This is a genomic window from Vicinamibacteria bacterium (genome assembly GCA_035620555.1).
GTDB lineage: Bacteria > Acidobacteriota > Vicinamibacteria > Marinacidobacterales > SMYC01 > DASPGQ01.
In genome coordinates, this window is record DASPGQ010000258.1 from 1 (window position 1) to 11510 (window position 11510).

The 11510-nt window shown below is 63.7% G+C and carries 13 protein-coding genes; 12 read left to right on the top strand and 1 reads right to left on the bottom strand.

All coding sequences use genetic code 11. From position 1 onward, the window contains the following. Both VEK15_10725 and VEK15_10730 read left to right on the top strand, forming a co-directional pair. On the top strand, positions 1-615 hold a 615-nt coding region (locus tag VEK15_10725; GenBank protein ID HXV61159.1), incomplete at its 5' end, for a methylated-DNA--[protein]-cysteine S-methyltransferase. Next, the gene (locus tag VEK15_10730) at positions 612-1070 is read left to right on the top strand and encodes a DinB family protein (protein ID HXV61160.1); all 459 of its coding nucleotides are present in this window, start codon (positions 612-614) and stop codon (positions 1068-1070) included. The genes VEK15_10725 and VEK15_10730, both read left to right, overlap by 4 nt. A gap of 7 nt (positions 1071-1077) precedes the next feature. Here VEK15_10730 and VEK15_10735 read toward each other — a convergent pair whose 3' ends face one another. Then, positions 1078-1317, bottom strand: coding sequence for a YtxH domain-containing protein (locus VEK15_10735; GenBank protein HXV61161.1), 240 nt, complete (start codon positions 1315-1317; stop codon positions 1078-1080). A 233-nt stretch (positions 1318-1550) separates the two neighbouring features. On the opposite strand from VEK15_10735, the gene VEK15_10740 reads away from it, so the two are divergent. The 10 genes from VEK15_10740 to VEK15_10785 form a co-directional block, all read left to right on the top strand. Beyond that, complete coding sequence (locus VEK15_10740) at positions 1551-2189, top strand: hypothetical protein (protein ID HXV61162.1); 639 nt, start codon at positions 1551-1553, stop codon at positions 2187-2189. Positions 2190-2210: 21 nt separating this feature from the next. Further along, complete coding sequence (locus VEK15_10745) at positions 2211-3086, top strand: SDR family oxidoreductase (protein HXV61163.1); 876 nt, start codon at positions 2211-2213, stop codon at positions 3084-3086. A gap of 127 nt (positions 3087-3213) precedes the next feature. Next, the gene (locus tag VEK15_10750) at positions 3214-3708 is read left to right on the top strand and encodes a (2Fe-2S)-binding protein (GenBank protein ID HXV61164.1); all 495 of its coding nucleotides are present in this window, start codon (positions 3214-3216) and stop codon (positions 3706-3708) included. Beyond that, the gene (locus tag VEK15_10755; protein ID HXV61165.1) at positions 3708-6050 is read left to right on the top strand and encodes a xanthine dehydrogenase family protein molybdopterin-binding subunit; all 2343 of its coding nucleotides are present in this window, start codon (positions 3708-3710) and stop codon (positions 6048-6050) included. The genes VEK15_10750 and VEK15_10755 overlap by 1 nt, the downstream gene beginning before the upstream one ends. Positions 6051-6078: 28 nt before the next feature. Beyond that, positions 6079-6951 (top strand): xanthine dehydrogenase family protein subunit M, encoded by an 873-nt coding sequence (locus VEK15_10760; protein HXV61166.1) that lies wholly within the window; start codon positions 6079-6081, stop codon positions 6949-6951. A 2-nt stretch (positions 6952-6953) separates the two neighbouring features. Continuing rightward, positions 6954-7838 carry a MoxR family ATPase gene (locus VEK15_10765; GenBank protein ID HXV61167.1) on the top strand — a complete coding sequence of 295 codons (885 nt, stop codon included), beginning with the start codon at positions 6954-6956 and terminating at the stop codon, positions 7836-7838. A gap of 5 nt (positions 7839-7843) precedes the next feature. Then, positions 7844-9049 carry a VWA domain-containing protein gene (locus VEK15_10770; protein HXV61168.1) on the top strand — a complete coding sequence of 402 codons (1206 nt, stop codon included), beginning with the start codon at positions 7844-7846 and terminating at the stop codon, positions 9047-9049. Further along, a complete protein-coding gene (locus VEK15_10775; GenBank protein ID HXV61169.1) occupies positions 9046-9954 on the top strand; it encodes an XdhC family protein in 909 nt (302 codons plus the stop codon). Before VEK15_10770 ends, VEK15_10775 begins: the two co-directional genes overlap by 4 nt. Positions 9955-10022: 68 nt before the next feature. Further along, positions 10023-11159 (top strand): hypothetical protein, encoded by a 1137-nt coding sequence (locus VEK15_10780; protein ID HXV61170.1) that lies wholly within the window; start codon positions 10023-10025, stop codon positions 11157-11159. Positions 11160-11203: 44 nt separating this feature from the next. Beyond that, positions 11204-11510, top strand: a 307-nt coding sequence (locus tag VEK15_10785; GenBank protein HXV61171.1) for an ATP-binding cassette domain-containing protein, incomplete at its 3' end; no start/stop codon positions are given.

Consider the following 11510-nt stretch of genomic DNA (forward strand, 5'->3'; position numbering starts at 1 on the left):
ATTGAGATCGGAGGAAACCAAGAAATGATCACGATGCCCGAGCTTCCTGTCCCGAGCGAAAAGGCCCGCTTCGCCGCCCATGAGAGCCTGATGAAAGCGTTCGAGCCTTGGCGGACCTACTGCGGTTGGATGGACGCGCCTTTTGGACCGGTTTTCGTGGCGAGAACCGAGCGAGGCGTTTGTCGCGTCAGCTTCCGAAGCAGCGAAGACACGCTCCTCGATGACCTGGAGCGCAGGGGACTTCTTCCCCAGATGGCACCGGGGAGACTCGACCGCGAGAGGCGGCAGCTCTCCGACTATTTCGAAGGGAAACGGCGACACTTTGACCTATCCATCGACGTTCGCTGGGGTACGGAGTTCGAGAGAGACGTTCTGAACGCCGCGAGTCACATCCCATTCGGGACCTGTCAGAGCTATTCGGATGTCGCCTGCCGCATCGGACGGCCGAAGTCGCAACGCGCGGTGGGTAATGCCCTGGGAAAGAATCCCGTCGCCATCGTCATTCCCTGTCATCGTGTCGTCGCCTCGGGTGGCAAGCTCGGTGGTTACACGGGTGGCATCGACATCAAGCGGGTCTTGATGGAGATCGAAGGCATCGTTCTGGAGGAATCGTGAGTCGGGAGGTGGAGCGGATAGGCGTTCAGCTCGACCGGGCGCTGCGCGGCAAGGCCTGGCACGGCCCCTCGATGACGGAGCTGCTTTCCGACGTGGACGAGACGAAAGCGGGATGGCGTCCCATTCCCGGCGTTCACACGATCGGCGAGCTGGTGATGCACGTGATCGCCTGGCAGGAAGAGGCGTCACGCCGCCTGGGCGGAGAGGCGCGAGACCTTCCCGCGGAGGAGGACTGGCCTCAGCCTCTCCCCTGGCTCGAAATGCTGGACCGGCTGAACCAGTCGCACCGGGCTCTGTTGAGCCGAGTCCTCGAGCTCGATGATCTGGATCTGGAAAAGGGCATAAAAGGCCAGCCCGGCTCCGTATACGATCTTCTCCACGGGATCGTGCAACACAATCTGTACCACGCCGGACAGATTGCCCTGCTGAAGAAGGGTCTCGCGTGGGGAGGCTGACCCGAGTCTAGAGCCCGGCAGCGCGAATGCGCTCGAGATTCTCGAGGACGCTTCGTCCGCTCTCTTCCGCGGCGATCTCGCTCCATTCCCGTGGGTGCAGCCCCGTCGTTCGAACCGCGAGCCTTTTGGCCTCTCGCGTGAGAGACTCGCGCATGTCGCGCCCCGAGCTCGGAGTGAGGAAAAGGGTGCCCAACGAACCGGCAACGACCCCGGCGATGAGGCCGGCGAGAAAGTGGACTGGCTTCATCTCCAAATACCCTACGTTACCAATGTAACACAGCGCGGCGAAGCCGTAATCCAAAATCTCTCCATATCGACCGTTTGCGAAAACAATAACCGAGCGCAGTTTTTCACGCCTTGCACCACTTTCGCGTGCGCCACCAGAAGCCTCCACGGCCATTCTCACACCGCAGGCCTCGGGCGGGCGCGGATCTCGTCGTTCCGCTGATACAATCCCCCGGGCCACGGGGAGACTTGGAAATGCTTTGGCTGATTCGAACGGCGGCGACCGAAACACCGGTTCTGGGAATCGCGGTCTCACTCTCCGGCTTCTGCCTGCTGGCGCTCACGTCATGGTTGAGCCCGGGTGCTCGCCGAGCGGGACGAAACGTGCACTGGCTCGTCGGTTGGCTGGTGAACGGCTTCGGGATGACCGCGATCGCAGCCGGCTGGAGCTTGCTGGCCGCGGGCGGCCCACGCCTCGATTGGCCGTTCCTCACTTTGGTGGGAGCGGTCGCAGGGGTGTCGGGGGTCGTCCTCTTCCTGGCTGGAGCGGCCCGGGTGGGGAGGTTGCACGCACCCTCGAGCTATGTCAATGAGCTCGACACGTCGGGTCTCTACTCCTTCATACGCCACCCTCAGGCGCTGGCGCTGGCCATTCTATCCGTTGGGGTCGGAGGCCTGTCTCGGTCCGTGCCTTATCTTCTGACGGTACCCTTGTGGATTCTCTGTTGGTGGGGCTATGCGCGGCTCGAGGAGAAACTCGAGCTTATTCCCGTTTTTGGCGAGCGCTATCGAAGGTACTGTCAATCCACCCCGTGCCTTTTTCCCGCGCTTCGCTCGTTGATCCCCTCGAGGTCGTCGGTGGAAGAATCGCCGGATACCTTCCTCGAAGGTTGAGCCGGCAGGGGAGGCATCGATATGTCCACGGTGCTGATCACCGGCTCGAGCACCGGCATCGGTTTGGCGACGGCGGTGACCCTCGGCCGAGCCGGCCATCGCGTCTACGCCACGATGTGGAATCCCGACGGAGCTCCGGAGCTTGGCGATATCGCAGCAAAGGAATCACTGCCCATCGAGATCTCCCGAATGGACGTCGACTCCACCGAGTCCGTTGCCGAAGCCGTCGGGCAGGTGCTCGACTCCGCGGGAAGCATCGAAGTGCTCGTGAACAACGCCGGCGTGCCGGGTGCGGGACCGGTAGCCGAGCTTCCGCTCGAGGAGTTCAAGAAGGTCATGGAGACGAACTTCTTCGGTGCGCTTCGCTGCATTCAGGCGGTGCTTCCCGCGATGACGCGCCATCGAGAAGGCTGCATCGTCAACGTGAGCTCGGTCGCCGGTCGGCTCGCGGGAACACCCATGGCCGCCTACGCGGCCTCGAAGTTCGCGCTCGAGGCGGCGAGCGAAGCGCTCGCGCAGGAAGTCAAGCCCTTCAACATCCGCGTGGCTCTCGTGGAGCCCGGGGTCATCGCCACGCCCATCTTCGGCAAGTATCGAGACTCTCCGAAGCATACTCCCTATCCTGGTGAGCGCCGCATCATGGCGTTGTTCCAAACCTCCCTGGAGCAACCCGTGTCCCCTTTCGTCGTCGCCGAGAGGATAAAGGATATCGTCTCGAGCGGTAGCTGGAGGCTCCGGCATCCGGTGGGCCCGGACGCGGAATCGATCATGCAATGGCGGGCGGACATGAGCGACGAAGCCTGGGTTGACTGGTGGGCCGTGGAAGACGACGAAATCTGGTGCGCCCAGGTGGAGCGAGATCTCGGCATCGACGTGCGGCCTCATTTGAAGGACTGACGGTCGCGCGTTTGCCACGGTCGCGAACGAGCTTCGGTGACCATTGTCTGCGCCTCCCGTCTGTAGTACCCTCGTGCCCGTTTTTCGCTCTTAGGCCATCGCTTCTCAGCCCAGGAGGACGACCCTCATGACCATTCCAGTAACCATCACCGTCAACGGGCGCGAGACCAAGCACGAAGTGGAGCCGCGGTTGTTGCTGGTTCACTATCTCCGCGACGTGCTCTCGCTCACCGGGACGAACGTCGGCTGCGACACGAGCCAGTGCGGCTCGTGCACCATCATCATGGACGGTCGCACCGTCAAGTCTTGCACCGTGCTTGCCGTTCAGGCGGATGGAAGCGAGCTCACCACCATCGAGGGGCTCGCCAGAAACGGCGAGCTCCACCCGATTCAGCAGGCGTTCTGGGACAATCACGGACTCCAGTGCGGCTTCTGTACGCCAGGCATGATCATGACCGCGACCGAGATACTGAAGCGACACCCGAAGGCGACCGAAGAGGACGTTCGCCATGGTCTCGAGGGGAACATCTGCCGCTGCACGGGTTACGAGAACATCGTGCGATCGATCGTGGCCGCGGCGAGCGTCAAGAAGGCGCGCAAGACCAAGAAAGGGGCGGCGTAATGGCTTACGTCGGCAAGGGAGTCAAGAGAGTCGAGGATCCGCGTTTCATTCAGGGTAAGGGCGCTTACGTTGCCAACTTGAGCTTTCCCCGCATGGTCTATCTCGCGATCAAGCGAAGCCCCTACGGGCACGCCAAGATCAAGAAGATCGACACGAGGAATGCCGCCGAATTTCCCGGCGTCGTCGGCGTGCTCACCGGGAAGGATCTGGTCGATGGAGGGTGCGGTCCGTTGCCCTGTGGATTCAACGTGCCGGACATCAAGGTTCCCGCCCATCACGCGCTCGCCGTGGACCGGGTCCGTCACGTAGGGGATGGAGTTGCCGTGGTGGCAGCCGAAAGCCCGTACGCGGCGGCGGACGCGGTCGAGCTCATCGACGTGAGCTACCAGCCCCTCGATGCGGTCGTCGATCCGAGGAAAGCGAGCGAGGAGGGGGCGCCGCTCGTCCACGACGATGTCCCCGAAAACGTGAGCTTCAGGTGGAACCTGGGGGACAAGGAAGGCTCGGAGGCGGCCCTTCGCGAAGCCGACCGGGTCGTCGAGCTCGAGCTCGTCAATCAACGCCTCATTCCAAATGCGGTCGAGCCCCGGGCCTGCGCCGCTCGATGGGATTCCGCCACCGGGGAGATGACGGTCTGGACGACCAGTCAGAACCCCCAACCCATTCGGCTTCTTTTGAGCGCCTTCACTCTGGGAATTCCCGAGAACCGACTTCGGGTGATCTCGCCCGACGTCGGAGGAGGGTTCGGAAGCAAGATCCCCCATTACCCGGAAGAGGTCATCACGCCCTTCGTGGCGCGCGTGCTCGACCGGCCGGCGAAGTGGGTCGCGACTCGCTCCGAGTCTTCGGTCTCGGACTCGCAGGGCCGCGACCACGTGACGGTGGCCAAGCTGGCGATGAAGAGCGACGGAACGTTTACCGGCCTGCACGTGAGGACCTGGGCCGCCCTGGGAGCCTATGTCTCGACGTTCGGTCCCCTCATTCCGACGGCGCTCTACGCGACCCTGTTCGCGGGCCTATATAAAATGAAGGGGGTCTACGGCGAGATTATCGGAACGATGACCCACACCGTGCCCGTCGATGCCTACCGCGGGGCGGGTCGTCCCGAAGCCTCCTACATGCTCGAGCGGCTCGTCGACCTGGCAGCCCGCGAGCTGGGGCTGGATCCGATCGAGATCCGAAAGAAGAATCTGATCGGCAAGGACGAATTCCCATATCAGACGCCCGTGGCCATGGTCTATGACAGTGGGAACTACCCGGCCCTTTTCGACAAGGCTGCCGAGCTGTCCGGTTACCAGAAGATGCGCAAAGAGCAGGGCGAGGCACGAAAGAAGGGCCGGCTCGTTGGAGTCGGGGTCTCGGGGTGCATCGAGGCGAGCGGTCCGGCACCCTCGGCCGTGGCCGGGTCGCTCGGCGCCGCGGTGGGACTCTGGGAAAGCGGTGTGGTCCGCGTTCATCCAACCGGCAAGGTGACGGTCTTGACGGGATCGCACGCTCACGGTCAGGGACACGAGACGACGTTCGCTCAAGTCGTTGCCGACGAGCTCGGGGTGGCCATGGAGGACATCGAGGTCGTCCACGGTGACACCGGACGCATTCCATTCGGCATGGGCACCTACGGAAGCCGCAGTGCCGCCGTCGGTGGCAGCGCCCTGGTGAAGAGCTCCCAAAAGATACGGCAAAAGCTCATCAAGATAGCGGCTCACCAGCTCGAGGCGGCCGAAGACGACATGGTCTACGACCAGGCGGAAGGCAAGGTCTACGTGAAGGGCTCGCCCGACAAAGCAAAGCCGTTCGCCGAGCTGGCCTTCGCGGCCTACACCGCGCACAATCTCCCCGCGGGCCTCGAGCCGGGCCTCGACGAGACGAGCTTCTACGATCCAGCGAACTTCACCTTTCCGGCGAGCGTGCACATCGCGCAAGTCGAGGTCGACCCCGACACCGGAGAGGTCGCGATTCAGCGGTATGTCGCCATCGATGACGTGGGGCACGTCATCAACCCGACGATCGTGGAAGGTCAGATCGCGGGCGGGATCGTGCAGGGAATCGGTCAGGCTCTCTGGGAGCAGGGCGTCTACGGGGAGGACGGTCAGCTTCTGACCGGCTCGCTCATGGAGTATGCCATGCCGCGGGCCGAGTCGTTCCCCAAGTTCGAGATCGACCGAATCGAGACGCCCTCGCCGCACAATCCGCTAGGAGTCAAGGGAGCGGGAGAGATGGGGACCATCGCGGCAACGGTCACGGTGGCCAACGCCGTGTTGGACGCGCTCGATGGAAAGAACGTCCGTCACATCGATATCCCATTGACGCCGGAGAAGATCTGGAAAGCGATGCGGAGGTAGCCGGTGAGGAGTTCGGGAGAATAGAGAAATGTATCCAGCCAGTTTCGAGTACTATCGTCCCAAGAGGTTGAAAGAGGCGCTGCAGCTTCTCCGGAAGACCAAAGACGCGAAGCTTCTCGCGGGCGGCCACAGTCTTCTGCCGGCGATGAAGCTCCGGGTCAGCTCCCCGGCGGCGGTCATCGACATCGGCCGGCTGAAGGGGTTGTCCGACATCCGAGTCGGGAAGAAGGCCATCAAGATTGGGGCTCTCACCACCCACGCCGAGATTGCCGGGTCCGATGATATTCGCCGAGCCTGCCCGGTTCTCGCCGAGGCGGCGTCGATGATCGGAGATCTCCAGGTCAGAAACCGCGGCACGATCGGCGGCAGCCTGGCCCACGCCGACCCGGCAGCGGACTATCCGACGGTGATCCTGGCGCTCGAGGCGGAGATCGGCGCCGAGGGAGCGAAAGGGAAGCGCCGGATTCCGGCGGAGAAGTTCTTCGTCGATCTGTTCACGACCGCGCTCAAGGCAAACGAGATCCTCACCGAGGTAAGCGTCCCCACGATGGGCGCGGGCCAGGGCGGAGCCTACTTCAAGCACCGGCATCCCGCCTCGAGTTACGCGGTCGTGGGTGTGTGCGCCGTCGTTACGCTCAAAAGCGGTGCCGTGAGTCGGGTGCGTCTGGCGGTGGGAGGCGTGACGGAGAAACCCGTGCTCGTCCGAGGCGTCGCCGAGGAGCTCGAGGGGCAGAAACCCGTCGCCAAGGTGATTGAGTTGGCTTCCGCCCGGGTTGCGGAGTCCATCGAGCTCCCCCTGGGAGATCTCTACGCGTCCGGCGAATATCGAACCCATCTGGCCGAGGTGCTGACGCGACGAGCTCTGGCGGAAGCAGTGAAGCGGGCCAAGAAATCGAAGTAGCGTTGGTTTCCTCCATCGAAGAGCTGTCCGCTCGTCTTCGCGACAAGCTCTACATCGCCGATCGCGGGCTGGCGACGGCCATCTACCTTGCTCTGAAGCTCGAGCGCCCTCTCTTTCTCGAGGGCGAGGCCGGCGTCGGCAAGACGGAGATCGCCAAAGTCCTGGCCGAGCTTCTCGGTCTGAGCCTCATTCGGCTCCAGTGCTACGAGGGGCTCGACGTGAATCAGGCGGTCTACGAGTGGAACTACACCAGACAGATGATGCACATCCGCCTCGCCGAGAGTCGCGGGGAAAAGCTCGAGGAGAAGGAGCTCTTCGGACCGGAGTTCCTTCTCGAACGGCCCCTCCTGCAGGCAATCGATCCCAAAGTGAAGAAGCGTCGCGTGCTGCTGATCGACGAAATCGATCGAAGTGACGAGGAGTTCGAGGCGTTTCTTCTGGAGATGCTCTCCGACTTCCAGGTTACCATCCCCGAGATAGGAACCATCCGTGCCAGGGAAAGGCCCGTCGTCGTTCTGACGTCGAACCGTACCCGAGAAGTTCACGACGCCCTCAAGAGGCGATGTCTGTATTTCTGGATCGACTACCCGACCTTTCAGAAGGAGCTCGAGATCGTCCGCACCAAGCTTCCCCAAGCTTCGGAGAAGCTCGCCAGCCAGGTGACGCGGTTCGTGCAAGAGCTGCGGCAGCTCGACCTGTACAAAGTTCCGGGCGTCGCCGAGACTCTCGACTGGACGAGCGCGCTCGTGGCGCTCGACAAGGAGGCACTCGACGAGACGGTCGTCGAGGAGACGCTCGGCGCGCTTCTCAAGTACCGCGACGACGTCGACAAGCTGAGAGGGGATGGCTCACGCGCTCTCCTCGAGCGCGTGAAAGCGACCGGATAGCCGAGATGGCGGAGCACCATTTGCTCCGGAACCTCGTCCTTTTCGGGCGCGTCCTGCGCGGGCTCGGTCTGGACGTGAACCCCGGTCGGATGATCGATTTGGCCGAAGCTCTCGCCCACGTTCGCATCGGCGTTCGCTCCGACTTCTATCACGCGGTACGCTCGCTGCTGGTGCACGATCGCGAGGACATTCCTCTCTTCGACCAAGCCTTCGAGATGTTCTGGCAGAAGCCTCTCGGGGAGTGGAAGCGCATCGAGCTCGGCGGACGACGCATCCGGCGGGCGAGGCCCCGACCGCTCGTCGCCCTCCCGTCCGAAGGACGCCGCCCCTCGGGCGAGCCGCTTCCGGGTGACGCGGAGGAGCGACCCGTGATCGAGGTCACGAGGACTTATAGCGCCCTCGAGGCGCTGCAGTCGCGCGACTTTTCCGATCTCACGGAAGAGGAAATGATGGAGGTTCGGCGCCTGATTTCTGAAATGATCTGGAGGCTGGAAGAGCGCACCAGCCGGCGCTACCGGGCCGGGGGGCGGCGGCACCTCGACTTGCGGCGCACGCTTCGCCGCAGCCTCCGGCACGGCGGCGAGATATTCGGGCTCGCGAGGCGCGAGCTCCGAACAAAGCCGCGCCCTCTCGTGGTCATCGCCGACGTGAGCGGCTCGATGGAGCGCTACACTCGACTGCTGCTTCACTTCGTCTATTCGCTGACGCAGGGCCTCTCCCAGCGGGTGGAGACGTTCGCTTTCGGCACCCGGCTCACCCGGCTGAGCCGTCATCTCAAGGATCGCGATGTGGAACGGGCCCTTGCCGGCGTTTCGAGTGCGGTCACGGACTGGGCGGGCGGCACCCGTATCGGGGAGTGCTTGAAGGCGTTCAACTTCGATTGGGCCCGGCGCGTTTTGGGCGGCGGCGCCATCGTGCTCCTCATAAGCGACGGCTGGGATCGGGGGGACGCGGAGCTGCTTTCTCTCGAGATGGCCCGGCTCCACCGAAGCGCCTATCGGCTGGTCTGGCTCAACCCTCTTCTGGGCTCACCCGAGTACGAGCCTTTGACCCGAGGCATGAGGGCGGCGCTGCCACACGTGGATGACTTTCTTCCCGTGCACAATTTGGGTAGTCTTGAAGCGCTCGCGAGACACCTGGAGCGGCTCGCGAGAAGAGCGCCGTACCGACGTGGAACGGCGCGTTCTGGGAGCGTTCGACGAGTGACATGAGCATCCGTGACGTCATGGCCGACGTCAGCCGTTGGCGGGAAGAAGGTCAGCCGGTCGCTCTCGCCACGGTCGTTCGCACCTGGGGCTCGGGGCCCCGGGGACCGGGCGCCAAGATGGCGGTGTCCGGAGACGGGCGCATCGCTGGCTCCGTCAGCGGAGGTCGCGTGGAGTCTGCGGTCGTCGAGGAAGCGAGCGAGGTTCTCGAGACCGGAGAGTCCAAGCTTCTAAAGTTCGGCGTCGCCGACGAGACGGCCTGGGAAGTCGGGCTCTCTTGTGGCGGCACTCTGGAGATATTCGTCGAGGAGCTCGACGAGGCTTTGTACGACGCGATGCGCGAGGCGTTCGTCACCCGAGGGGAGTTCGAGAGGGAGTTGACTCTTTCGGACGGCACTCGAGTCTTTCACGACGTCGAGGCCCCGCCTCCGGTGCTGGTCATGGTTGGCGGAGTCCACATCGCCCGCGCGCTCTGTTCGCTAGCAAACACGCTCGGATACCGAACGATCGTCATCGATCCCCGAGGAGTCTTCGGTAACGAGGAACGATTCTCCCATGCCAAGGAGCTCTTGACGGAGTGGCCGGACGACGCCCTCGTCGAGATCGGGGTGACACAATCCACCGCGGTCGTGACGCTCACACACGACCCCAAGCTCGACGATCCGGCTCTCGGCGTCGCCCTCAAGAGTCCCGCCTTCTACGTCGGCGCGCTCGGGAGTCGGAAAACGAACGAGAAGCGGCGCGCCCGCCTGTTGCAGCGAGGCGTCACCGAGTCGGAGCTCTCGAGGCTCCACGCTCCCATCGGGCTCGAAATCGGGTCGCGGACCCCAGAGGAGATCGCCCTTTCGGTGATGGCGGAGATCGTTGCCGCACGAAACGGTGTCCCGAGAGAAACGGCAACGGCCTCCTGAATCGAGTCTTTCTCTTCGTCCTTCTGGTTGCCGGCTCGCTTCTCGTCTATGCGTTTCAGGGTGCGCTCGTGGAGCCGAGGCGCGTCATCTTCACCCTAGTCGTCGTCGGGTTCTTTTCTGCTCCCGCATCCGACGTGCCTCTCCGCCCCATGGCCTGGTCGCTCGGAGTGGCCGTCGTGGCCTGGGCTTCCCAGCTCGCTGGCGCGGGCTCGGGAGGGCTGTTCCTGTGGCTCGCTTGTTCGCTCGGGGGGGCGGCGCTCGTCATTCGCGGCGGCAGCCGAGCGCTCCACTATTACCTTCCCCGAGCCGGGAACGAACCCGGCCAGTGCATGCGGCGGGAGATCCGCGGGCAGCTCCTCGTCTCGGTTTCCCTTTGTGTCCTCGCCTATCTCGGGTACGTCCCCGATTTGTGGGCTTTCCTGGTCCTGGGATCCGCGGTGTTCTTCGTGCGCTACTTGCTTCTTCAGGCGAAGCATTTGGCCATCCAAACTCCGACGTTGCTGCCGGCGCCGGGAATCGTGCCGAGCCAGAGATGGCCCATCTTGCTGGTTTTTCTCGTGGTCGGTTCGACTGACCTTCTGGAAGCTCTCGTTGGTGGGGAGGGGAGAGGGCGCCTCCTGATCACCGCGGCTCTTTTTGTCGTCCTCGCCGCGCTCGTCTTCGTCCTCGCGCTCGTCCGAACCGGCTGGCCCAGGTCCTTCGTCCGCCGCGCCAGCTTCTTTGCGGGAATCGGGCTCGCCGTCGGACTCGCGGCCGTGCTCGTCCAACTAGAGGGTTTTCGACCGCACCGTTACTCGGCTTTCGCCAATGCGTTCATCGTGTTTCTCGTAGTGCTGCCCTTCGTGAGGTCGGTGACGAAGCTCTTCGCGCCCTGGCCTCGAGTGGCCTTTCTCGTGCCTCCACCCATTTTCTCCGCCATGATGGCTCCGGTCGCCACCCTGGGCGGGGGCCGCGGCTCGACGTCGGGCGGGTTTCTCGCGGCCTTCTCGGCTCTCGCGATCCTGTACCACCTGGTGGTGGCCGTACGCCGGCGGGCCCGGGGACGCGCCTTCCTCGTGGTGGGTCTCGGTGTGCTGTTGTTGCCCGTTCTCTGGGGTCCCGGTGACTCCGCCCGCCTCTCGCAGATCTTTCTGCTCTCCCTGGGCTCCGTTCTCTATGCGGTCGACCTCTTCCAGAGAGCCGTTTCGAGCCGCCCGGGGAAGTGAAAGAATAGCGGCGTCGCTTGCAGGTTGGCGCGGAGGTTGGAACAGTGGCTCCGGGGACGCCCGTCGTTTCGTTCAAGAACGTTTCCAAGCAGTTCACGCAACCTAATGGTGACGTTCTGAAGGTTTTGGACGACGTTTCCTTCGAGATCCGGAGCGGCCGGAAGCTCGCCATCACCGGACGGAGCGGCAGTGGCAAATCCACGCTACTCCACCTGGCGGCGGCGATCGACGTTCCGAGCTCGGGCGAGGTCTCGCTGCTTGGCCGCCCGGTTCGAGAGTTGTCCGACCGGGAGCGGACGCTGCTGCGACGAGACGGCATCGGCCTCGTCTTTCAGTTCTTCTACCTGCTTC